We start from the raw sequence: 21520 nt of genomic DNA on the forward strand, positions 1-21520 counted from the left end.
GAGCAGTTTTTAGAAAATGGCAGACGGCAATAGATTTTTCCCGGCCCCGCGCCTCATCCTCGCCGCTTTGGTGGCGGGCGTGCTGGTTGGCGCGGTCGCGGTATATGTCAGCGAGAGCGGTTCTGGCAACAACGCGCCCGCTCAAGTTGCCGTTGGCGACAGCGAGGACGATGCCGCCTGCACTGCCAAGGCCGACCGCGCCAAGACGGTTGCGGCGGCTGCCACCGGCCAGGTTGCAGCACTTTTGCCGGCCGATCCGCCGCAATCGCTGAAAAGCCTTGCCTTCAACGATCCCGCCGGCAAGCCGATGACGCTCGCCGACCATGCCGGCAAGACGGTGCTGCTCAATCTGTGGGCGACATGGTGCGCGCCCTGCCGCGCCGAAATGCCGGCGCTCGACGCGCTGCAGAAAGAAATGGGCAGCGACGCCTTCGAGGTCGTCGCGGTCAATGTCGATGTCGGCGACGACACCAAGCCGAAAAAGTTCCTTGAGGAAACCGGCGTCACGTCGCTCGGCTACTACCGCGATTCGACGATGGCGCTGTTCAACGATCTCAAGACGCGCGGCCTGGCGCTCGGCCTGCCGGTCACCATGCTGATCGACGGTGAAGGCTGCCTGATCGCCCATATGAACGGCCCGGCCGAATGGTCGGGACCGGACGCCAAGCGGCTGGTCGAGACGGCACTCGCCAAGTCGGACTAGGCGCCCATGGGCGCACGGCAATCGCAACGGATTTCGGTCTGCTCTACCCGCATATGAGCGTCGCCCAGAATATCGGCTATTCGCTGAAAGTGGCGGGTGTTGCTAGCGCTGAACGTACAGAGCGCATCCGCGCGGTCGCCCGTATGCTGGAGCTCGAACCGCTGCTCGACCGCAAGCCGGCGGCCCTTTCGGGCGGCCAGCGCCAGCGCGTCGCCATGGGGCGCGCCATGATCCGCGAGCCGAAGGTCTTTCTGTTCGACGAGCCGCTCTCCAATCTCGACGCCAAGCTGCGTGTGCAGATGCGCTCGGAAATCCGCAAGCTCGCAAGCGGGCTTCGGCAGCTTGATCTGCTCGGCCTCGAGAACCCCGGACGGTTCCTGGACCTGCTCAAGCGCCATGGAAATGTCGGCCATATCTTCTTCGGCCATGTTCATCGCGATATTGCGGGCACGGTCGCCGGCATTCCGTTTACGGCGCAACGCGGCCTGCACGCCAGGTTCGTGCTCGATCTGGTGGGCGATGAGGTGGTCGAGCAGGCGCCCCCGTCATACGCGGTCATCCTCGTCGACACTGCCGGCCGACGGGTGGTGGTGCATGGCTGCGACTTCCTCGAGCAATGGCCCGTCTATTCAAAGGCGACCGGTGAGATCGTCACGCCGGATGCCCGCGTCGCCTGAGCGCGGGAACCGTTCCGGCGGGCCGGGGCGCCCGTTCAGGCAAACACATGCGCCTTTCCTGACACAGTCAGCCGGACGATCTCGCCAACCACCGGCGTGTCCATGCCCGGCTTGCGCAGGATCAACGGCGTGTTGCCGATCGCGGCTGCGTCCGGCGGATCGGGACTGTTCAAGAGCCGCACCGCGATAGTGCACATCGAGCCGGCGAATTCGGACTCCATGACCTCGCCGAACAGCATGTCCGGCGTGCCCGACATGCCTTCACGCGACGTCCGTTTCAACAGCACCTGTTCCGGCCGCAGCATGATGCGGGCGATATCGCGCCGCTCGGTGCTGTCGACGGCGATGCGGCCGAGCGGCGAGCTGGCGAAGCCGTCTGATATCTTTGCCGGCAGGATGATGGCATCGCCGAGGAACTCGGCAACCATCCTGTCTTTCGGCTTGAGATAGAGCTCGCGCGGCGTGCCGATTTGCGAGAACTTGCCGTCGCGCATCACCGCGACCTGGCTGGCAAAGGACAGCGCCTCGGCCTGGTCGTGCGTGACCAGGATCGTGGTGATGCCGGCGGCCTCCAGAAGCTCGGCCACAGCTTTGCGCATCGAGGCGCGCAGACCCGTGTCGAGCGCCGAGAACGGCTCGTCGAGCAGCATCAGCCGAGGCTTCATGGCCATGGCGCGGGCCAGCGCCACACGCTGCTGCTGGCCGCCGGAGAGCTCGTGCGGCCGGCGCTTCAGGATCGCCTTGTCGAGCCCGACGATATAGGCGAGCTCGACGATGCGCTCGGCGCGCTTGTCCTCGTGACGTCCCATGCCGAAACCGATATTGGCGGCGATGGTCAGATGCGGGAACAGGGCGCCGTCCTGCGCCACCACGCCAATGCTGCGCCGATATGCGGGCACGGCGGCGCCGCCATTGGCCAGTACCTCGCCGTCGAGCACGATGCGGCCCTGGTCCGGCGGCTCGAAGCCGGCGATCAGCCGCAGCAAGGTCGTCTTGCCGCAGCCAGACGGCCCGACGATCGCCGTGCGGCTGCCACTGGCCACGCTGAGATCGACGCCGGCCAATGCGGCCACCGGGCCGTAGTGCTTGTGCACATCGGTGAGTTCGAGGAAGCTCATCGTCCGGCCATCCGCTTCGACTGGACATAGAGCAGCCAGGTCAGGGGCAGCGACATCGCCACCATGATGAGAGCGTAGGGTGCGGCGGATGCATAGTCGATCTCGCCGCTGTGGGCCCAGAACGCCATCGCCAGCGTGCGAGTGCCGTTGGGCGCCAGCATCTGCGTGGCGGTCAATTCGTTCATGATGCCGAGCGCCACCAGCGCCATGCCCGCCGCGGCACCCGGCGCCGACAGGCGGATCGTCGTCGACCATAGCGCCTTGAGCGGTGATCGGCCGAGACTTGCGGCGGCGCGTTCGAGCTCGACCGGCGCCTGCGCGATCGACGCCCGGAGGCTGATCAGGGCGCGCGGCAGGAACATCAGCGCATAGGCAACGAGGATCGTGAACAGGGTCTGGTAGAGCGGCAGAGCGATGCGCACCGTGATGGTGACCAGCGCCAGCGCCACGACGACGCCGGGCAGCGAGCCGACGATATAGTTGCAGCCTTCCAGAAGACGCTGCAGCGGTCCCGGCGCGCGGATCGAGATCCAGGCCATCGGCATGGCGGCGACGGTAGCGAGCAGGGCGCCGGCGAGCGCCAGGAACAGGGTCTGGCCGAGCGCCAGGCCGATCTCGTCGAACCGCCAGACATCGGCACCGCCGGCCACAAGCCAGCGGCCGATGGTGACGAACGGCACGCCCAGCGCCAGCAACGCTGTGACCACCGGCAGCAGCAGGCACGGGATGGTGGCGCGGCCGAGCCTTGTGCGTTGCAGGGGACGCGCTGCGCCCGAGCCGACGCGGGCATAGCGCTCCTCGCCGCGCACGAGCACTTCGATCCCGAGCAGCACGAGACAGCATGTAACCAGCACCGCCGCCAGCATGTTGGCGGCCGGTCCATTGAAGGTCGACTGGAACTGGTCGACGATTGCCGTGGTGAAGGTGTCGAAGCGGATGAACACGTAGAGGCCGTATTCGGCCAGGAGATGCAGGCCGACCAGCAGCGAGCCGCCGCAGATGGCGAGCCTGAGCTGCGGCAAGACCACCCGCCGGAACACGCGCCACGGCCCGAGGCCGACGGCTGCCGCAGCATCTTCGAGGGCAGGATCGAGCCGGCGCAAAGCTGCCGCCACCGGCAGATAGAGGAACGGGAAATAGGCGACGACGGAAACCAGGACGCCGGCCCACAGGCCGTGCAGTCCCGGGACCAGGGTGATCCAGGCATAGGAGTGGACGAAGGCGGGGATGGCGAGTGGCGCCACCGACAGCCAGGCCCACAGGCGGGCCCCGGGAAGATCGCTGCGTTCGGTCAGCCAGGCCAGCGCCACCGAGAGCACGATGCAGATCGGCACGGCCAGCACCACCAAAAGAAGGGTGTTGACCAGGAGCTCGCCGACGCGTGGCCGGAAGACCAATGCCGATACGGTTTCCCAGCCGGTCTGCACGGCAATCCAGATGATAAAGGCGAGCGGCAGCAGGGAGAAAAGTGAGACCAGGATGGCGGCGAGCGAAATCCAGGATACGGGCCGCCGGCGCGTCCATTGCCCAGCCACCATGCCGGTCGGCGAGCCTGAACGTGCAAGATCGGCCGCAGACTGCATCAGCTCAGACGCCGCGCCGCTGCCGCCCGGTGGCGGAAACGATCGAAGGGTCGCAAACGCGGCCAAAAACGCAGTCTGTCGTCATGGACGAATGCCATCTCGAAAAACAGAGCGCTCCTGCGGAAAGCGAAGTCCCGCAGGAGCGCAGTCGGTTGCCCTTTTAGGACGAACGCCGACTAAAGCAAGCCGGCTGCCGTCATCAGATCGGTCACCTTCTTGGAGTTCAGTGTCGTCGCGTCGACCTTCGGCGCCTGCAGATCGGCTAGCGGCACCAGCGCCGGATTGGACTCCGCACCCTTGCCGACCGCGTATTCGAAGGAATTGCCGGTCTTCAGCACCTCCTGACCACCCTTGCCGGTCACCCATTTCAGGAATGCCTGGGCTTCCTTCGGGTGCTTGCTGGAGGCCAGCACGCCACCGCCGGAAACCGAGACGAACGCGCCCGGATCCTGGTTCTTGAAATAGTGGAGCCCGATGTTCTTGCTGTTTTCACCGGTCTTGGCCTGGTCGCCGTAGTAGTAATAGTGATAGATCACGCCGCCTTCGACCTCGCCGGCATTGACCGCCTTCATCACCGTGCTGTTACCCTTGTAGGCGGTGAAGTTCTCCTTCATCGCCTTCAGCCAGTCGGCCGTTGCGGCCTCACCCTTGAGCTGCAAAAGTGCGCTGACGATCGCCTGGAAATCGGCGCCGGAGGGCGAAGCGGCCCAGCGTCCCTTCCAGCTTGGATCGGCGAGATCAAGCAGCGACTTGGGCAACTGCTCGGCGGTCAGCTTGGTCTTGTCGTAAACAAAGACGGTGCTGCGCGCGGCGACGCCCACCCACTTGCCGCTGGCCGGCTGATACTCCTGCGGAATCTGCGCCAGCGTGTCGGCATCGACCGGCGCGAACAGGCCTGATGCCTCGACCAAGGCCATAGCCGGCGAATTCTCGGTCAGGAACACGTCCGCCGGCGAGGCGGCGCCTTCGGCGACGATCTGGTTGGAGAAATCGCTGTCGCCGCCGTGGCGAACGGTGACCTTGATGCCGGTTTCCTTGGTGAAACCTTCCACCCAGGCATTGGTCAGGCTCTCATGCTGGGCATTGTAGACGACGATGCCGCCGTCCTGGGCGATCGCTGGGCCGGCGAGCTGGCTGATTGCAAGTGCTGTGGCACCGGCAAGGGCGGAAAGAGCATATTTCATGGACGTCATCCCTCTCGATCTCGATGGTCTTGATTTAGCAAGGCTGCACCTATCAATTCCTGACCGGTGTAGTCAACATTGGCCGCTGCGTTAATCAAGCGTCGAAACGCGAAAGCCACGCCGGACGGACAATTTTGTGTGAGCAGGCACGTGTCTGCACTGGCCGCAGCAAAGCGTCGCCGCGAAGGGATCGTGTTCCCCGGCGTTTTCTACGCGAAAATCAGGGGAGCGGTTTGCAGGCCGTAAAGCAGCACCGAGGGTCGTCTGACAACCCTGGGAAGGTCCAGGCGCCAGCCTCCAGCCTTTGTGAACAGTGCCTCCAGCAGGGCGGCTAACTCCAGTCGGGCGACATGTTGCCCGAGACAGACGTGCAGGCCAGTGCCGAAGGTGAGGGTAGAGGGGATGGCGGAATTCAGATCCAGCTCGTCGCCTGCCGGAAAAACCGCCACATCGCGATTGGCGCTGGCAAGCACCGGGACGACAGCCTGTCCGGCACGGATGGCGACACCGTCAAAATCGAAGTCGTTCGCAGCGATGCGTGCTCCGGCATAGTGAACCGGAGCGCAATAGCGAAGCAGTTCTTCCGCTGCGGACAGCCAGCTTACGCGTCCGTCTTCAAGCAGTTTCCTCTGGTCGGGGAAGCATTCAAGCGCAACAAGCGCGTTGCCGAACGTGTCGACAACCGTCGCCTGTCCGGCAAAAAGGAGAAACACGATATTGGCAACGGCGTCGTCGCGTCGCCAGCGGGCGGCTTCGACCTCTGCAAGCATCTGCGCAGCCATGCCGTTTGGCCGTATCGCACCCTTGTCGATTGCGGACGACACCCAGAGTTCCAGCCGGCGGCAGGCATCATTGGCGTCGGGGTCCACGCCTCCAGGTCTCATCTCCAGTGCTTTGGCCATGCATTGTGCATTGTCTCCCATCGACCACGGGTTATCGATGTCAATGCCGAGGATGTTCTCCAGAGTTGAGAACGACAAAGGGATGGCCAGATCGCGCACTGCGTCGAAGTCGGATTTTTCCCTGGCCTTTTGCGTCAAATGCAACGCTGTGGACAAGAGGCCGTCGAAGAGACGGGCACTGAGGAACGGCGTCAACGATCCCGCGAGCGGGCGGCGAAGTTGTAGATGTTGCGGAGGATCCGACAACATCATGGATTTCGTCAGCAGATCGAGCGCGTAATTAGCGGTGATCTTTTGCCGGGTCGCCTGGTAAGCGCCGGGCGGAGCTTGCAAAAGCGACGGGTGTTTCAGCGCCTTCGAAACCAGAGCATGGCTGAACACGTAATACGCTTGGCCCACTTCGGGGTAAGGTGCTTCGCCCCAAGCTGCTCCCCCCGTCGCCCTGCGCCGCGCGAATTCTGGAAACCGATCGTTGCCGAGAGCGAAAGGGTTGAAAAGCTCGGCTGATATCATTGGGTGACATCCACGGCAAAGATAACGCGATAGCCCCCGGAGCTTGCATCCTCCGGCAGAAATCCAGGCGCCAGATGCAGAAATTCGCAGTTCAGTACCCGTCGGTAGAATCGCAGCAGCGGATCCCGGATTATGGATTTCACTTGAGGCGTCACGCCGGTGCGGTGCCAGTCGTCGATGGTCGCACGGAACTTCTGATCCGGAAGGACCTTGTCGGGGGTGTCGTGCTGCGCGCCTGCGTAGGACGGGCAGCGTCCGTCTCCCACCAACCAGCGTGCACCGACCCGGCGTCCGTGCTCGATCAATTCGGAAAGCAGACGACGCGCGATATCCGTTCCCCTGAATTCCGGACGCACACCGAGGTTATAGACATAGAGCGAAAGCGCAGGCTCACTTCGGGGCATCGAAGAATAGGCGGAGAAGGTCTTTGGAAACTTTGCAGTGTCGTGCGGATCCTGATTGGTCTCTACGAAGCAGATTGCGCCCGCGACGAGATTATCAACGGACGCCGCGATCATCGTATGCCCCAGGGAAAGTCGACGACGGATAGTGTCCGCTCCAGCGCCAAGCGGTCCCCATGCGGCATTCTCCATCTCGGCCATCCGCGGCACGTCTTCTTTGTCGAGGGAATGAAATCTGATGTTTTTCGTTGTCATGGAGGGCAGCCCGCCAATGCCGTATAGAATGCATGATCCCTATTTGCTAGTCGTGCATGCGCGACCCCGCAACGGCTGATTTTCCCATGATTTTTTATGTTTGCCATCGCCTGCATACCTACACCCAGGCGAGCTTTCTTCTCTACTATCGAAAAGATATGCAGAACTTTTTTCGCCTGGTCCCCTATGAGCAGGCAACTCTTCTAGGGGCGCTTTCTGCGGGAACGGTAATCTGGTCCGATATGGACCGACTGAGTGAGGTTGAAATCGATGCGGCCTCGGAGCTCGGCCGCAAGATGGAGCTGGAACAACCTCACGTCGTTCAGCTCAATCATCCGCGCGAGAGTTTTCAGCGTTTTGACTTGCTGCGCAAACTGTTTGCGGACGGCATCAACAATTTCCAGGTCCACCGGCCAGATGCTCTGCCCGACGATATACGCTATCCCGTTTTTCTACGCGACGAGACGGGCGCTGCTTACAAGGCGCCAAGGCTATTGCAAGCGCGTCGCGAACTGGACGATGCTCTCGCCGCCTTGCCTGACATGAAGTTCGTCCGGCCAATGGTGGTCGAATTCGGATCGAAGGCCAGCCCCGATGGCCTGTACCGAAAATACGCGGCCTATCGCGTCGGCGACAGGATCTACGCACAGCATTGTTTTGCCAACGAAGGATGGTTCATCAAGGATCCTGGAAGGGGCATGCTGCAAGCTACAAGAAAACAGCACCTGGATTATGTAAGGGACAATCCCCACGCGCCGAACCTGATGGCGATTTTCGAAAGGGCTTCGATCAGATATGGCCGGATCGACTACACGATCGTCGATGGCTGCATTCAGGTTTTCGAAATCAACACCAACCCCACCGTCCTTAGTTATCCGCCAACACCTTTCGACAAATACGATTCAATGCCCTACGCCAACATGCATGCCGATGCTCTTTTGGCATTGCCGCATACGCGCGACCCGTCATCGACGGCGGAAATCGACAGAACGCATTTCGAGTTTCTTGCCGCGCTGCGGCGCGAGTATCGGAAAAGGCGCAGAAAGCTGGTCGTTCGCAAAGGTCTGAGGTTTGTCCGGGATTTCGTGCTCGGCTCGAGGCACTGAGCCGCCCGCAAACTTCCGTATTCCCATAGTTTGGCTTGGACATTATTTCGCCGGCCACGTAACAAACCAGCGCCGAGGCGCGAATATCGGGAGTGAACTCTTGTGACCGGCAAGGACGAGGCCGAGCTTTCCCGGCTGATGCGGGCCGCGATCGCGGGAGATGAAAGGGCTTACGCCGACTTTCTGCACCGGACGGCTGCTCTCGTTCGCGGCTTTGTCAGGCGCAAGATCGTCCACGGCGGGGTCGATCCCGAGGATGTCGTGCAGGAAACCTTGCTGGCCATTCATGTGAAACGGCATACCTGGCGCCAGGATTTGGCTGTGCTGCCCTGGGTCTACGCCATAGCGCGCTTCAAGCTGATCGACGCCTTCCGGCGGCGCGGGCGGCGTGTCGAGATCGAGATCGACGAGATCGCCGAGACCTTCGCCGAGCCGGAGGCCGAGACGGTCAGCGAGCGCGACATCAATCGGGCCCTGGACGGACTGCCGCCGGCGCAACGTTCCGTCGTCTCGTCTGTGTCGGTCGAAGGCCGTTCCATCGGCGAGACGGCAGCGAAGTTCGGCATCAGCGAGACGGCGGTGCGCGTGTCGCTACATCGCGGACTTGCCGCCATTGCCAAACGGTTCGGGGCCAAACAATTCGGGCGGGAATGACATGAGGACCGACGATCTCATCAAGGCGCTTGACGCCGATGCCCGCAGCACGGCGATGCCGCTTGGCTCGGCCTGGTGGGTGGCCGCCGGTGCGGCTACCGTGATCGCGGCGGTGGTTTTCTGGCTGGCGATCGGCCCACGCGCCGACATCGCGACCGCCATGCACACGATGCGCTTCCTCGCGAAGTTCGTCTTCACGACTGCTCTGGCCGTCAGCGCCTTCGCCTTGATCCGAGCCCTGTCCACACCCAGTGCATCGACAAGCAGGGCGGCGGCCTGGATGATTGCCGCACCGCTGCTGGTGATCATTGCGGTGGTTCTGGAGCTCCTTTCCGTGCCTGCGGCCGACTGGGGCACACGGCTGGTCGGCAGCAACATGGTTATCTGCCTGACGTCCATTCCGCTGATCGGCATCGGTCCGCTTGCCGTCTTCATAGCGGTGCTGCGCTATGGCGCGCCGACGCGGCCGGTGCTTGCCGGAACGGTGGCGGGCCTGCTCGCCGGTGGGCTGGCGGCAACTTTCTATGCCGCACACTGCTTCGACGACTCGCCGCTTTTCGTCGCCACCTGGTACACGATGGCGATTGCCGTCCTCGCCGCGCTCGGCGCGCTCGGCGCCCGGATTTTCGTGCGCTGGTAGCGACGGCCCGCGAGCGGAGACCGTGATGCTCTAACGTCAAAACTCATTTCATTTCTGAACGACCTCGTTCGACCCCGTTGCGGCCCTTTCGCTCGGAGAACTTCTACGGCAAGCCCTGACCCGAACGAGCCATTCCGGCAGGTAAGCTCGAATGTCTTGAATGTGGTAGAATACGAAATTGGTCAACCGTCGCCGCATCAGCCATCAAAGAACGCGCGGAAAGTAGCGATTTGCTGAGTACTGGTGAGGTCAGCTTCTTATCGGAACAACCAATACATGATCCGCCGGGGCCAGGCCAACAATGGACCGCAAGCTTGCCGCGATTCTAGCCGCAGATGTAGTGGGCTATTCGACTTTGATGGAGCGCGATGAGGCGGGCACTTTCGAGCGCCTTCGTGCCGGACGCAAGGATCTGTTTGAGCCGGAGATTGCCCGCCATCACGGCCAGATTTTCAAGCTTATGGGCGACGGGATGCTCGCCGAATTTGGCAGCGTGGTGGACGCCGTGGAATGCGCCGTCTCGCTGCAGCGCGGGCTGGCGGAACGGAACGCCGCCGTTCCCGAGGACCAGCGGATCCGGGTCAGGATCGGGATCAATCTCGGCGAGGTGATCGTCGAGGGCGAGGACCGGTATGGCGAGGGCGTCAATGTCGCGGCCAGGCTCCAGCAGCTGGCGGACCCAGGCGGCATCTGTGTCTCGGCAAAGGTCGCCAGGGAAGTTGAGAGGAAGCTGGCGTTCGGCTTCGAGCCGATGGGCGGGCAGAAGGTGAAGAATATCGCCGAACCGGTGCAGGCCTTCCGCGTAATCCTTGAGGGACAAGCCCCACGCCAACCAGCGCGGTCATCGCCTCCGCGCTGGGTTTGGGCAGGAGCAGCGGTGCTCGCCCTTATTCTGGTTTTGGCCGGGACGACCTGGCGGTTCTGGCCGTCGGCGACAGTGAGCGACATGCCGAGGATTGCGGTCCTTCCCTTCGATGACATGAGTGCCGGCGCGGATCAGGGATATCTCAGCGACGCCGTCGCCGAGGGGATCATCACCGAGCTTTCGCGGAGCAAGACTTACGCCGTCATCGCCCGGAACTCGAGTTTCAGGTACCGCGACAAGCCCACCGACGCCAGGCAGATCGGAGATGAACTCGGCGTCGACTACCTGCTTGAGGGCAGCCAGCAGAAGGTGGGAGACCGGCTGAAAGTGACCGCCCAATTGCTGAATGCGCATGATGGATCGCATGTCTGGGCCAACACCTACAACCGGGAGATCGGTGATCTTTTCGTCGTCCAGGAGGAAATCATCCGCACGCTTGCGGATCGTGTCGGGCGCAGGATCCAGCGCCCGCTGCCAAAGAGCGACGCCGCGCAGGTCAGCGCGCTCCACTATCACCTGATGGCGATTGCCGAGATGCGCAGCAGTGCTTTCACGGCCGCGGGGAACCAACTGGTGCGGCAACTGAGCCTCAAGGCGATCGAAGCGGATCCAAACGCCCAGTTCGGCTATATCGGGCTGGCCTGGTCCTATCGCCATGATGTGACATTCGGGTGGCACGAGCAGGAACATAACCGGGACGAGGCGTTGAAGCGCGCCGCCGAGTACGCCGACAAGGCAATCCTGCTCGCTCCGGACGACGCCGAGGCACATCATATCCGCGCCCGCATCCATACTGAAGCTGGAGAGATCGAGCAGGCCCTTGCACAGTTCGATCAGGCAATTGCGCTGAATCCCAGCAATTCAAGCATCCTTCACGGCAGTACGGACCCGCTGCTGTATATTGGCCGCATCGACGAAGCGATCGATCGGATCGAGCAAGCCAAGGGCATCGACCCTTTCCACTCTGATTTGCTCCACTGGCAGATGGGCTGGGCGCTCTGGCAAAAGAACGATTGCCGGGCTGCGCTGGCGGCGATGCGGAAAATGTCCAGAATCCCGACAGGCGCACACCGAATGCTTGCGGGGATCCACGCTTGTCTGGGAAACGAGCGGGAGGCAAAAGAAGCCCTTGCGGTTTTCCTCAAAGACTCTCCCGGCCAATCCATCAGTAAAGAACGCAGGAAGTGGGAGAAGATATGGACCGCCCCCGGAAGCCTCGAACGCTGGATCGAACACATGCGGTTCGCGGGCTTGCCGGAGTGACAGCTGCCCGTGCACGGCCCGCAGAAGACCGACTAGGCAGCTAAGGGTGATGAATGCTGGTTGCCCTCAAATGCCAGGAGGATTCGGGGAAGGCAATTGGGTCCGGGAAAGTCGGCAATGAGTCCGACTTGCGCCATAGTGCGCTCGACCCGAACCTCTGGAACTGGCGCTGCCTACTCGTTCCGATTGGCGAGGCGGAGGGCAGAAACCACCCATCTCGGCTATTGGCGCCATCCCGCTGATTGAGTTTTGACTCTAAAGCGGAATGCGTTTGGATTGATCCGGCATTCCGCTCTATCTCTTTGTTTTAGTCGCGATTGTGCGACGCCAAGTGGTTCCAGTTGGCCGCAAAATGCTCGACGTGAAACGCTCTGCCGGGCTGGTTTGAGCCAAATCCATCGGGCTTCGGGCAAGGATCAGCCCGACGCGGTCTTCACTCAGCGCGACCGCGCGCGATGTCCGTTGGCTCGTATCGCCGGTCAGCGCGTCGGAACGGGATGCTCGCCGCGATAGTCGTAGAAGCCGCGCCCGGTCTTGCGGCCGAGCCAGCCGGCCTCGACATATTTCACCAGCAGCGGGCAGGGGCGATATTTCGAATCCGACAGGCCGTCATGCAGCACCTGCATGATCGACAGGCAGGTGTCGAGGCCGATGAAATCGGCGAGTTGCAGCGGTCCCATCGGATGGTTGGCGCCGAGCCGCATGGCGGTGTCGATCGCGTCGACCGAGCCGACCCCCTCATAGAGCGTGTAGATCGCCTCGTTGATCATCGGCAGCAGGATGCGGTTGACGATGAAGGCCGGAAAATCCTCCGAGACGGTGATCGTCTTGTCGAGATGGTTCACATAGGCCTTTGCTGCTTCGAAGGTCTGGTCCTCGGTGGCGATGCCGCGCACCAGTTCGACCAGCTTCATCAGCGGAACCGGATTCATGAAATGGATGCCGATGAAACGCTCCGGCCTGTCGGTCTGCGCGGCGAGGCGTGTGATCGAGATCGACGAGGTGTTCGTCGCCAGGATGGCTTCGGGATTGAGCTGCGGACAGAGTTGGGCGTAGATCTTGCGCTTGACCGTCTCGTCCTCGGTCGCTGCCTCGATCACCAGATCGGCACCCGCAAGGTCGGCCATGGTGGGCGCTGCCGAAATGCGCGCCATTGCGTCGTTGCGCAGCTTTTCCTCGAGTTTGCCGGAGCCGACCTGACGGGCCATGTTGCCGCTGATCGTGGCGATGCCCTTTTCGATGCGGTCGGGTGAGATGTCGTAGACCAGCACCTTGTAGCCCGCAAGCGCGGACACATGGGCGATGCCGCCGCCCATCTGGCCTGCGCCGATGATGCCGATCGTCTCGATCTTGCTCATTACACCGATCCCGTCAAAAGGCCTTTGCGGCCTGCTTTTTGTGCGGTGCAAACTAAAAGGGCGGGGTGACTTCGTCTACCCCACCCCTCACTATTTAATACGCTTTGCCAGATAGCGTCAAAGCGCCTTTTGCAGTTCCGGCATAATGACGAAAAGGTCACCGACGAGACCGTAGTCGGCGACCTGGAAGATCGGCGCTTCCTCGTCCTTGTTGATGGCGACGATGACCTTGGAATCCTTCATGCCGGCGAGGTGCTGGATGGCGCCGGAGATGCCGACGGCGATGTAGAGATCGGGGGCCACCACCTTGCCGGTCTGGCCGACCTGCCAATCGTTCGGCGCGTAGCCGGCGTCGACAGCGGCACGAGAGGCGCCGACGGCGGCGCCGAGCTTGTCGGCGACCGGCAGGATGACTTCCTGGAATTTCTCCGAAGAGCCCAGCGCGCGGCCGCCCGAGATGATGATCTTGGCCGAAGTCAGCTCCGGACGATCGGTCTCGGAAAGCTTGTTCTCGACGAAGCTCGACAGGCCGGGATTGGCCGCCGCCTGGACCGTCTCGACCGGGGCGGAACCGCCCTCGGGTGCGGCCTGGAAGGAGGCGGTGCGCACGGTGATGACCTTCTTGGCGTCACTCGACTGCACCGTCTGGATGGCGTTGCCGGCATAGATCGGCCGCTTGAAGGTGTCTGACGACACCACTTCGATGATCTCGGACACCTGCGCGACATCGAGCAGAGCCGCCACGCGCGGCGCGACATTCTTGCCCGACGAGGTCGCCGGCGCGATGATCGTGTCATAGGCACCGGCTAGGCTGACGACGAGCGCCGCCAGCGGTTCGGCGAGGTGCTCGGTGAGCTCGTCGGCTTCGGCGAGCAGCACCTTGCCCACGCCCTTGAGCTTGGCGGCGGCGTCCGCTGCCGGCTTGGCACCCTTGCCGGCGACCAGCACATGCACGTCCGAGCCGACCTGCAGTGCTGCCGAAAGCGCCTTGGCGGTCTGGTCGGAAAGTGTCGCATTGTCGTGTTCGGCAATCAGAAGAATTGTCATCTCTCTATTCCTTGATCCACTTCAGTGGGACGTCTCAAATTCATGTCAGGCCGAGTCGAAAACGGTTGGGTTCGAGAACCGGAGCGGAGCGTACTTCAGTACGTGAGCACCGGAAGCGGAGAACCCTGCCGTTTGCAGGCCGGCATCACATGAATTCCTACAACACGCCGGCTTCGTTCTTCAGCTTATCGACCAGCTCGGCGACGCTCTTGACCTTGACGCCCGCCTTGCGGCCGCTCGGCTCCTCGGTCTTGATCACCTTCAGCCGCGGCTTGACGTCGGCGCCGTAATCGGCGGGCGATTTCTCGTCGAGCGGCTTCTTCTTGGCCTTCATGATGTTGGGCAGCGAGGCGTAGCGCGGCTGGTTGAGGCGGAGATCCGCGGTGACAATCGCCGGCATCTTCAGCTCCACCGTCTGCAGGCCGCCATCAACCTCGCGCGTCACCTTGGCCTTGTCGCCATCGATAACGACCTTGGAAGCAAAAGTGCCTTGCGCCCAGCCCAGAAGTGCGGCCAGCATCTGGCCGGTCTGGTTTGAATCGTCGTCGATCGCCTGCTTGCCGAGAATGACGAGACCGGGCTTTTCCGCCTCGACCACGCCCTTCAGCACCTTGGCGACACCCAGCGGCTCGGTCTGCTCGTCGGTCTTGACCAGAATGGCACGGTCGGCGCCCATGGCGAGCGCGGTGCGCAAGGTCTCCTGCGCCTGCTGCGGCCCGATCGAGACAACGATGATCTCTTCCGCCTTGCCGGCCTCCTTCAGCCGGATCGCCTCTTCGACCGCGATCTCGTCGAACGGGTTCATCGCCATCTTGACGTTGGCGAGTTCCACCGCCGAACCGTCAGCTTTCACACGAACCTTCACATTCGCATCCACAACCCGCTTCACGGGCACAAGGATCTTCATTTGCCTGTCACCTCTTTCACGATAGCAACCTCTTCCAAGATAAATTGAGCGCGCTATAGCAGCGTGCGCCCCTTCAGAGTTGTCGAAAGCCGACATTCCGGGCGGAATTCTAGTCTCCGACCGCCTAGTGTGGGAAAGCTTCCGTAGTTGCGGCGACCTCGCACGTCAATATCTGGGGCGCGCCCAAATCACCCGCGACGCACTCAAACTCGGTTCAGTCCGGATTGGAGGCGCTTCCCCGTCCCCAGCGCGGCGCTGGCTCTGCCGGCAGCGGGTCGCTTGGCGCCGGCTCTGCGGCAACAGGCACCTGGCCGGCGACCACCACGGCCTCTTCGTCCGCGCCGGCAAGCAGTGGCACGGCGCGGTTGCGCAAGATGAGCACCAGCACGGCCCCGGCGATGATACCGCCGACATGGCATGCCCAGGAAACCTGATCCTCGCCGCCGGCGGCGAACATCACGATCTGGAACAAGATCCACAGGATGAGCGGTATGAAGGCCGGGATGCGCAGCGGGATGCGGGCGAAGGCCAGCACCCATACCTTCACCCTGGGATATAGGATCAGATAGGCGGCAACCACACCGGCAATGGCGCCCGAGGCGCCGATCAGCGGAACCTGCGAATCCCACGCGATCAGGCCCTGGAAGAAGGCACCGGCGATGGCGCAAAGCAGGTAAAAGGCGAGAAAGCGGACATGGCCGAGCGCGTCCTCGACATTGTCGCCGAATACCCAGAGGAACAGCATGTTGCCGCCAAGGTGGAAAATATCGGCATGCAGGAAGGAATAGGTGACGTAGCTCAGGCTCTCGGGGATGACGACAAACTGTGGGGCGAGTTCGAGGCTGTCGTGGACGACCGACGGGATGAAGCCGAGGCCCAGCACAGCAGCGTTGGAAAACTGCTCGCCGCCAAGCGCGGTGGCGAAGTAGATGAGCGTGTTGAGCGCGGTCAGGCTGATCGTCACATATTGCAGCTTGATGTGGCGCAGCCTGTTGGTGTCGTAAAGCGGGATGAACATCGGACCCCCTCCCGCCTCGGCAGATTCAGCGGTTCTTGCCGGGAACCCATAGCACGTCGGCGTTTCCATTGTCATTGACCGCGCGCGCGGCGACGAACAGAAAGTCCGACACGCGGTTGATGTATCTTATCGCCTCGCGGTTGACATGCTCGCCTGGGTCCTGCGTCAACGCCACCATGATGCGCTCGGCCCGCCGGGCCACCGTGCGGGCGAGGTGAAGGGCAGCCGCCGCCGGCGTGCCGCCGTTGAGCACGAAGGATTTGAGCGGCTGCAGATCCTTGTTGAGCAAGTCGATGTCGTTTTCGACACGGTCGGTCTGCACTGCGGTGATGCGCAGCGGCTCATAGCCGAGCGGCTTGCCGTCGTCCGGCACGGCCAGATCGGCGCCGAGGTCGAAAAGATCGTTCTGGATGCGGCCAAGCATCGCGTCGATCGCCGGATGTGTTGCCGCGGTGTGGATGCGGGCCATGCCGATGCAGGCATTGGCTTCGTCGATCGTGCCATAGGCGTCGATGCGCAGATCGGATTTCAGCCGCCGTTCGCCGGTGCCAAGGCCGGTGGTGCCGTCGTCGCCGGTGCGGGTGTAGATCTTGTTGAGCTTGACCACGCTCAGCCTCCTGAAATCGCGGGTCGCCTTATTTGCGGGTGAACCAGACGGCCAGCATGATCAGCACCAATGCCACGAACTGCAGCAGCACGCGCGTCTGCATCAGCTTGTTGGAGGTCATGCTGGAGCCGCCGCGCATCATGTTGATGAGGCCGCGGATCAGCACGATCACCACGGCGACCATGACGAGGACAGCGAGGATGTTGAAGACGGTTGCCATAGTGTGTTTCCAGTCGATTGCGTTCAGGCGCGTTTGGCAAGCAGGCGGTAGAGCATCGCTGCCGGCAGAATGCGTTTGAGGATCACGCCGATCCTGGCGGGCACCGTTACCACATAATGCGGTCGCGGGCGCCGCGACAGAAGCGCATGGCGCAAGGCCACATGAACCACCTCCGGCCCGGGCTTCAGCCGTGATGTGCTGCCGCCGGCCCGCAGCCGCTGCAGCTGCGCCTCGTAGGCGAGGCGGTGCACGGAATTCTCATGATCGATATTCCTGAGAAACCACACAAGCCCGTTGCTGGCGATCTTCGATGTCACCGGCCCCGGCTCGATCAGCGAGACATGGACGCCGCTGCCCTGGAGTTCCTGATGCATGCACAGCATCAGCCCTTCGATCGCGTGCTTGGATGCCGAATAGGCGCCGCGAAAGCGCAGCGGCGCCAAGCCGAGGATCGAGGAGCAATGGACGAGACGGCCATGTCCCTGGCGGCGCATCACCGGCACGACACGACGGGTGAGGTCATGCCAGCCGAAGACATTCGCCTCGAATTGCTCCCTGAGTGCTGCGACCGGCAGGTCCTCGACGGCGCCGGGCTGTGCGTAGGCGCCGTTGTTGAACAGGGCATCGAGCCGTCCGTCCGTCCGCTCCAGCACCGACGCCACCAGCGTCTCGATCGATACGGGTTCGCGGTAGTCCAGATAGAAGGCCTCGATGCCATCGGCTTCGAGGGCAGCGATATCCGCGGGCTGGCGCGCCGTTGCGAACACCCGCCAGCCTTCCGCCTTCAGCGCCCGGGCGCAATAGGCGCCTATCCCGGAAGAAGCACCGGTGACGATGATGGTGCGCGACGCTTCTCCAGGAGGAAGCGTGGTTTGACCTAGCCTTGCCATTTGCCGCAATCCCTTCCCATATTCGCGGCGTCGAGACAATCGAAGGGAACGCGGTTCTTGTTGCGGAAGATCGTAGCCCTCAAACGCGTGCTCTATGACGCGCTCGGCCATTTCAACGCGGACGATGGCTGGGCGATGGCCAGTCATCTGGCGATCACGGCGCTGATGGCGCTTTTCCCCTTTTTGATTTTCGCCACGACACTGGCCAGCTTTTTCGGCGCACAGGCTTTTGCCGACACGGCCGTGCATCTCGTCTTCGACACCTGGCCCGAGCAGATCGCCAAGCCGATCGCGCGCGAAGTGCTCAATGTGCTTACTGTGCGGCGCACCGACCTGCTGACCTATGGCGTGCTGCTCGCCGCCTTCTTCGCCTCGAACGGCATCGAGGCGCTGCGCACCTCGCTCAACCGCGCCTACCGCGTCTCCGAAACGCGCGGCATCATCTACCGCCGGGTGCAGAGCATCGTCTTCGTGCTGATCGCCACGGCGGGTTTTCTGGTGATCAGCGTGCTCGTGGTTTTCGCGCCCTTGCTGGCGCGGCTGGCCGAGACCAATTTCGAATGGATAAAACCCTATATGGGCACGATCACGCTGTGGCGTTACATCATCGCCTCCGTCGTCATCGTCGGTGGGCTGTTCGCGGTGCATTACTGGCTGCCGGCGGGCAAGCGCCGCTTCGTCTCGATCATACCGGGCATCATCTTCACGCTGATTGCTTGGCTCATCGGGTCGACCATCTTCGCCGCCTATCTCGACCGTTTCTCGTCCTATGTGACGACCTATGCCGGCCTTGCCTCGATCATGATCGCGGTCGTCTTCCTCTACATCGTCTCGGCGATCTTCATCCTCGGTGGTGAACTCAATGCCGCGATCAGCCGCTATCTGGAGGCACGCGCCCGAGTTGGCTGAGCGGTTGCCAGCCCGACGCCGAGCGTCGCGATCGCCATGCCGACGATCTGGACCAGGCTCAATTGCTCGTCGAACAATACCCAGGCGATGACCGCGGTGACGGCCGGGACCAGATAGAACAGCGAAGCGACTTTCGACATCTCGCCGTCGCGGATCATCACCATCAAGAGGAAGATGGCACCGATCGACAGAACCAGCACCAGCCATGCCATGGCAAAGATCAGCTCGCCATTGATGACGACGGTGCGTGTCTCGAAGGCGAGCGAAGCCAAGGCCATGACCGATGCACCGCCGACATATTGCCATTTGGTGGCCGCCACGAGATCGCCGCCGGAGGCGAAGCGCTTCTGCCAGATCGTGCCGGCGCTCATTCCAAGCACCGAGACAAGCGCGGCAGCAAGCGTCTCAGTCGTCACGCCGCCGCCGAGCGCGCCGAGCTTCGGCCAGAGCACGATGACCACACCGATCAGGCCGATGCCGAGACCGGCCCAATGGCGCGGCAGGATGGCTTCGCCGAGGAATCTGCCGGCGAGTACCGCCGTGATCAGCGGCTGCAGCCCGACGATCAGGGCGGAAAGCCCGGCCGGCATGCCCCTGTGAATGGCCCAGAAGACGCCGCCGAGATAGACGCCATGCATCAGGATGCCCGCGCCCGTGGCGTGCAGCGCCTCGGCGCGGATCGCTCTCTTCGAGCTGAGAACGATCATCAGAACGGCCAGCAGGATCGCCGCCAGAACGAAGCGCGCGGCGAGGAAAGTGAAGGGCTCCGCCCATGGCATGGCGTAACGCGCGCCAATGAAGCCGGTCGCCCACAGGACGACGAAAGAGGCGGGGATGAACCGCTTGATGCTGTGCATTTTCGGAAGGCTGCCGTGTGGTCGGTGAGGGGTTGAGTGTCGCGATTGCTGTAAAGTGGTTCAACCTGGCAAGCAAAACCAAACGGTTGATCCATAGGCTCATTCGAATTGAAGAGGCGCTCGTATTTGTGAGCGTGTGCGCTGATCTACATCCCAATCAGCCGCCTGACATCGGCCGGAGATGTGCCGGCCTCGCGCAAGGCGGCAAGGCCGGTATCCGCAAAACTCTTCGACAGCTTTCGTCCGTCCGGGCCGAGGACGAGGCGATGGTGGAAGTAGCTTGGTTGCGGCAGGCCGAGAACCTCCTGGAGCAGGCGCTGCACGCCGGTGGCGGAATAGAGGTCCTGGCCGCGCACCACATGGCTGATGCCTTGCAGCGCGTCGTCGACGACGACGGCGAGATGATAGCTTGTCGGGATTTCACGGCGCGCCACGATCACGTCGCCCCAGTCCTGCGGTCGGGCGTCTACCGCGCGTGTTGCGGAAAGCCTCTCATTCGAAAATTCCAGCCATGACAGATCCGTGCCGATGCGCGCCATCGCAGCGCCAACGTCCAGCCGCCAGGCGAAAGGCGCATTCTCGGCGATCCGTCGCTTGCGTTCCCTGGTCGGCAATGCCTTGTCGATGGCGGGATAGAGCGGCACGCCGTCCGGGTCCCGCGGCCAGTCACGACCACGCTTTTCGCTGTCGGCAATGAAGGCTCTGATATCACCACGGCTCATGAAGGCGGGGTAGACGAGCTCTTCGCGAATCAGCCGATCGAGCACCACCTGATAGTCCGCGAAATGCTCGGACTGACGGCGCACCGGTTCTTCCCAGCCAAGCCCGAGCCATTTGAGATCGCGAAAAATGCCAGCCTCGAATTCCGGCGTGCAGCGCGTCGTGTCGATATCCTCGATGCGCAGCAACAGGCGTCCCCCCGTTGCCCTCGCCAATTTCTGATTGAGCAGCGCCGAATAGGCATGGCCAAGATGCAGTTCGCCATTCGGGCTCGGCGCGAAGCGGAATGTCAGGAGTGTCATCCTTGGGCGGCAATCGGGTTGTGCGGCGCTTTCGCCAGTTGCTATTTTGAGCCTGATTACGAATTGCCATTTTGCGCTGGGAACAAGCAAGCATGCAACGCATCGCCACGCTCGACGACATCTCACAAGGGCTTGACGCGCTTTGCCTGCTCGACCCGCGCCTCACAAAGGTGCGCGGCATGGCCGGCGAGGTGCCGCTTCGGCTCTCCGAGCCGGGGTTCAGAAGCCTTGCCTCGATCATCGTCTCGCAGCAGGTTTCCCGTGCCAGCGCCGACGCTATCTTCGGGCGGCTGACAAAACTCGTCGATCCGCTGACGCCACAAGCGATCCTTGCTGCGGACGAAGCCATTTTTCGCGAGGCCGGACTGTCGCGGCCAAAGCAGCGCGGCCTGATCGCCGTCGCCCAGGCGGTGGTCGATGGCCTCGACCTCGATCATCTCTGCTTGCTCGATGCCGCGGAGGCGATCACAGCCATGACCAAAGTGTCGGGCATCGGCCCGTGGACGGCGGAAGTCTATCTTTTGTTCGCCGCCGGCCACCCCGATGTCTTCCCGGCACGCGACGTTGCCCTGCAGAGCGCGGTCGGTCACGCGCTCGGCATCGACCCGCGTCCGCCCGAGAAAAGACTGATCCAGCTCGCCGAATCATGGAGCCCGTGGCGAGGTGTCGCATCGCGGCTTTTTTGGGCCTATTATCGCGAATTGAAGGGCAGGGACGCTGCACCCCCTGCCTAAATCCGCAAAAAAGCATGAAAATCATCCAGTTTTGGCACTTCGTTTGATCGACAAGCCGCTTCACATCCCTGTCATGTCGGGCTTACA

At 62.6% G+C, this 21520-nt stretch carries 21 protein-coding genes and 1 pseudogene; 8 read left to right on the forward strand and 14 right to left on the reverse strand.

Features of this window, described 5'->3' with window-relative positions:
- Positions 1-16 precede the first annotated feature (16 nt).
- Together EJ075_RS14095 and EJ075_RS33955 are read left to right on the forward strand one after the other, a co-directional pair.
- Positions 17-703, forward strand: a complete 687-nt coding sequence (locus EJ075_RS14095; RefSeq protein ID WP_126104752.1) for a TlpA disulfide reductase family protein — start codon at positions 17-19, stop codon at positions 701-703.
- 29 nt (positions 704-732) lie between these two features.
- Positions 733-1380 (forward strand): annotated as a pseudogene (locus EJ075_RS33955) (ATP-binding cassette domain-containing protein); the annotation flags it as partial.
- A gap of 35 nt (positions 1381-1415) precedes the next feature.
- Here the strand turns inward: EJ075_RS33955 and EJ075_RS14110 are convergent.
- From EJ075_RS14110 to EJ075_RS14130, 5 genes are all read right to left on the reverse strand, one after another.
- Entirely contained in the window at positions 1416-2498 is a 1083-nt protein-coding gene (locus EJ075_RS14110; RefSeq protein WP_126104753.1) for an ABC transporter ATP-binding protein, read from the reverse strand.
- On the reverse strand, positions 2495-4081 hold the full coding sequence (locus EJ075_RS14115; protein WP_164547103.1) for an iron ABC transporter permease: 1587 nt from the start codon (positions 4079-4081) through the stop codon (positions 2495-2497). The genes EJ075_RS14110 and EJ075_RS14115 overlap by 4 nt, the downstream gene beginning before the upstream one ends.
- A 176-nt stretch (positions 4082-4257) precedes the next feature.
- Positions 4258-5265 carry an iron ABC transporter substrate-binding protein gene (locus EJ075_RS14120; RefSeq protein ID WP_126104755.1) on the reverse strand — a complete coding sequence of 336 codons (1008 nt, stop codon included), beginning with the start codon at positions 5263-5265 and terminating at the stop codon, positions 4258-4260.
- A 209-nt stretch (positions 5266-5474) separates the two neighbouring features.
- A complete protein-coding gene (locus tag EJ075_RS14125) occupies positions 5475-6680 on the reverse strand; it encodes a cytochrome P450 (RefSeq protein ID WP_126104756.1) in 1206 nt (401 codons plus the stop codon).
- Positions 6677-7336 (reverse strand): GNAT family N-acetyltransferase, encoded by a 660-nt coding sequence (locus EJ075_RS14130; protein WP_126104757.1) that lies wholly within the window; start codon positions 7334-7336, stop codon positions 6677-6679. The genes EJ075_RS14125 and EJ075_RS14130 overlap by 4 nt, the downstream gene beginning before the upstream one ends.
- 56 nt (positions 7337-7392) lie before the next feature.
- Here EJ075_RS14130 and EJ075_RS14135 point away from each other — a divergent pair, with 56 nt between their 5' ends.
- From EJ075_RS14135 to EJ075_RS14150, 4 genes are all read left to right on the forward strand, one after another.
- Positions 7393-8442, forward strand: a complete 1050-nt coding sequence (locus tag EJ075_RS14135) for a hypothetical protein (protein ID WP_126104758.1) — start codon at positions 7393-7395, stop codon at positions 8440-8442.
- Positions 8443-8544: 102 nt separating this feature from the next.
- Entirely contained in the window at positions 8545-9096 is a 552-nt protein-coding gene (locus EJ075_RS14140; RefSeq protein WP_126104759.1) for a sigma-70 family RNA polymerase sigma factor, read from the forward strand.
- 1 nt (position 9097) lies between these two features.
- Positions 9098-9736, forward strand: a complete 639-nt coding sequence (locus EJ075_RS14145) for an NrsF family protein (protein WP_126104760.1) — start codon at positions 9098-9100, stop codon at positions 9734-9736.
- Positions 9737-10037: 301 nt separating this feature from the next.
- Positions 10038-11864: an adenylate/guanylate cyclase domain-containing protein gene (locus EJ075_RS14150; RefSeq protein ID WP_126104761.1), complete on the forward strand. Its 1827-nt coding sequence runs from the start codon at positions 10038-10040 to the stop codon at positions 11862-11864.
- Between the two features lie 479 nt (positions 11865-12343).
- Here EJ075_RS14150 and EJ075_RS14155 read toward each other — a convergent pair whose 3' ends face one another.
- The 7 genes from EJ075_RS14155 to EJ075_RS14185 form a co-directional block, all read right to left on the reverse strand.
- Positions 12344-13222 (reverse strand): 3-hydroxybutyryl-CoA dehydrogenase, encoded by an 879-nt coding sequence (locus tag EJ075_RS14155; RefSeq protein WP_095485986.1) that lies wholly within the window; start codon positions 13220-13222, stop codon positions 12344-12346.
- A 117-nt stretch (positions 13223-13339) separates the two neighbouring features.
- Positions 13340-14269, reverse strand: coding sequence for an electron transfer flavoprotein subunit alpha/FixB family protein (locus EJ075_RS14160; protein WP_126104762.1), 930 nt, complete (start codon positions 14267-14269; stop codon positions 13340-13342).
- Positions 14270-14426: 157 nt separating this feature from the next.
- Positions 14427-15176, reverse strand: coding sequence for an electron transfer flavoprotein subunit beta/FixA family protein (locus tag EJ075_RS14165; RefSeq protein WP_126104763.1), 750 nt, complete (start codon positions 15174-15176; stop codon positions 14427-14429).
- A 214-nt stretch (positions 15177-15390) separates the two neighbouring features.
- On the reverse strand, positions 15391-16194 hold the full coding sequence (locus EJ075_RS14170) for a rhomboid family intramembrane serine protease (RefSeq protein WP_126104764.1): 804 nt from the start codon (positions 16192-16194) through the stop codon (positions 15391-15393).
- 25 nt (positions 16195-16219) lie between these two features.
- Complete coding sequence (locus EJ075_RS14175) at positions 16220-16801, reverse strand: cob(I)yrinic acid a,c-diamide adenosyltransferase (protein WP_126104765.1); 582 nt, start codon at positions 16799-16801, stop codon at positions 16220-16222.
- Between the two features lie 28 nt (positions 16802-16829).
- Positions 16830-17021, reverse strand: a complete 192-nt coding sequence (locus EJ075_RS14180) for a twin transmembrane helix small protein (protein ID WP_126104766.1) — start codon at positions 17019-17021, stop codon at positions 16830-16832.
- Between the two features lie 23 nt (positions 17022-17044).
- Positions 17045-17911 carry an SDR family oxidoreductase gene (locus EJ075_RS14185; RefSeq protein WP_126104767.1) on the reverse strand — a complete coding sequence of 289 codons (867 nt, stop codon included), beginning with the start codon at positions 17909-17911 and terminating at the stop codon, positions 17045-17047.
- A 57-nt stretch (positions 17912-17968) separates the two neighbouring features.
- Between EJ075_RS14185 and EJ075_RS14190 the strand changes: the two genes are divergently transcribed.
- Positions 17969-18820, forward strand: coding sequence for a YihY/virulence factor BrkB family protein (locus EJ075_RS14190; RefSeq protein WP_095485993.1), 852 nt, complete (start codon positions 17969-17971; stop codon positions 18818-18820).
- Here EJ075_RS14190 and EJ075_RS14195 read toward each other — a convergent pair.
- A complete protein-coding gene (locus EJ075_RS14195; RefSeq protein ID WP_126104768.1) occupies positions 18790-19677 on the reverse strand; it encodes a DMT family transporter in 888 nt (295 codons plus the stop codon). The two genes, EJ075_RS14190 and EJ075_RS14195, sit on opposite strands and share 31 nt — an antisense overlap.
- A gap of 146 nt (positions 19678-19823) precedes the next feature.
- Complete coding sequence (gene gluQRS / locus EJ075_RS14200) at positions 19824-20699, reverse strand: tRNA glutamyl-Q(34) synthetase GluQRS (protein ID WP_095485994.1); 876 nt, start codon at positions 20697-20699, stop codon at positions 19824-19826.
- 92 nt (positions 20700-20791) lie between these two features.
- Between gluQRS and EJ075_RS14205 the strand changes: the two genes are divergently transcribed.
- On the forward strand, positions 20792-21433 hold the full coding sequence (locus tag EJ075_RS14205) for a DNA-3-methyladenine glycosylase (protein ID WP_095485995.1): 642 nt from the start codon (positions 20792-20794) through the stop codon (positions 21431-21433).
- Positions 21434-21520 lie beyond the last annotated feature (87 nt).

This window comes from Mesorhizobium sp. M6A.T.Cr.TU.016.01.1.1, from assembly GCF_003952585.1.
Taxonomy (GTDB): domain Bacteria; phylum Pseudomonadota; class Alphaproteobacteria; order Rhizobiales; family Rhizobiaceae; genus Mesorhizobium; species Mesorhizobium mediterraneum.

Excerpts from the sequence above, each read along its gene's own strand:
- EJ075_RS14095 (WP_126104752.1), top strand. The coding sequence starts at position 17 with ATGGCAGACGGCAATAGATTTTTCCCGGCCCCGCGCCTCATCCTCGCC.
- EJ075_RS14110 (WP_126104753.1), bottom strand. The coding sequence starts at position 2,498 with ATGAGCTTCCTCGAACTCACCGATGTGCACAAGCACTACGGCCCGGTG.
- EJ075_RS14115 (WP_164547103.1), bottom strand. The coding sequence starts at position 4,081 with ATGCAGTCTGCGGCCGATCTTGCACGTTCAGGCTCGCCGACCGGCATG.
- EJ075_RS14120 (WP_126104755.1), bottom strand. The coding sequence starts at position 5,265 with ATGAAATATGCTCTTTCCGCCCTTGCCGGTGCCACAGCACTTGCAATC.
- EJ075_RS14125 (WP_126104756.1), bottom strand. The coding sequence starts at position 6,680 with ATGATATCAGCCGAGCTTTTCAACCCTTTCGCTCTCGGCAACGATCGG.
- EJ075_RS14130 (WP_126104757.1), bottom strand. The coding sequence starts at position 7,336 with ATGACAACGAAAAACATCAGATTTCATTCCCTCGACAAAGAAGACGTG.
- EJ075_RS14135 (WP_126104758.1), top strand. The coding sequence starts at position 7,393 with ATGCGCGACCCCGCAACGGCTGATTTTCCCATGATTTTTTATGTTTGC.
- EJ075_RS14145 (WP_126104760.1), top strand. The coding sequence starts at position 9,098 with ATGAGGACCGACGATCTCATCAAGGCGCTTGACGCCGATGCCCGCAGC.
- EJ075_RS14150 (WP_126104761.1), top strand. The coding sequence starts at position 10,038 with ATGGACCGCAAGCTTGCCGCGATTCTAGCCGCAGATGTAGTGGGCTAT.
- EJ075_RS14155 (WP_095485986.1), bottom strand. The coding sequence starts at position 13,222 with ATGAGCAAGATCGAGACGATCGGCATCATCGGCGCAGGCCAGATGGGC.
- EJ075_RS14160 (WP_126104762.1), bottom strand. The coding sequence starts at position 14,269 with ATGACAATTCTTCTGATTGCCGAACACGACAATGCGACACTTTCCGAC.
- EJ075_RS14165 (WP_126104763.1), bottom strand. The coding sequence starts at position 15,176 with ATGAAGATCCTTGTGCCCGTGAAGCGGGTTGTGGATGCGAATGTGAAG.
- EJ075_RS14170 (WP_126104764.1), bottom strand. The coding sequence starts at position 16,194 with ATGTTCATCCCGCTTTACGACACCAACAGGCTGCGCCACATCAAGCTG.
- EJ075_RS14180 (WP_126104766.1), bottom strand. The coding sequence starts at position 17,021 with ATGGCAACCGTCTTCAACATCCTCGCTGTCCTCGTCATGGTCGCCGTG.
- EJ075_RS14185 (WP_126104767.1), bottom strand. The coding sequence starts at position 17,911 with ATGGCAAGGCTAGGTCAAACCACGCTTCCTCCTGGAGAAGCGTCGCGC.
- EJ075_RS14195 (WP_126104768.1), bottom strand. The coding sequence starts at position 19,677 with ATGCACAGCATCAAGCGGTTCATCCCCGCCTCTTTCGTCGTCCTGTGG.
- gluQRS (WP_095485994.1), bottom strand. The coding sequence starts at position 20,699 with ATGACACTCCTGACATTCCGCTTCGCGCCGAGCCCGAATGGCGAACTG.
- EJ075_RS14205 (WP_095485995.1), top strand. The coding sequence starts at position 20,792 with ATGCAACGCATCGCCACGCTCGACGACATCTCACAAGGGCTTGACGCG.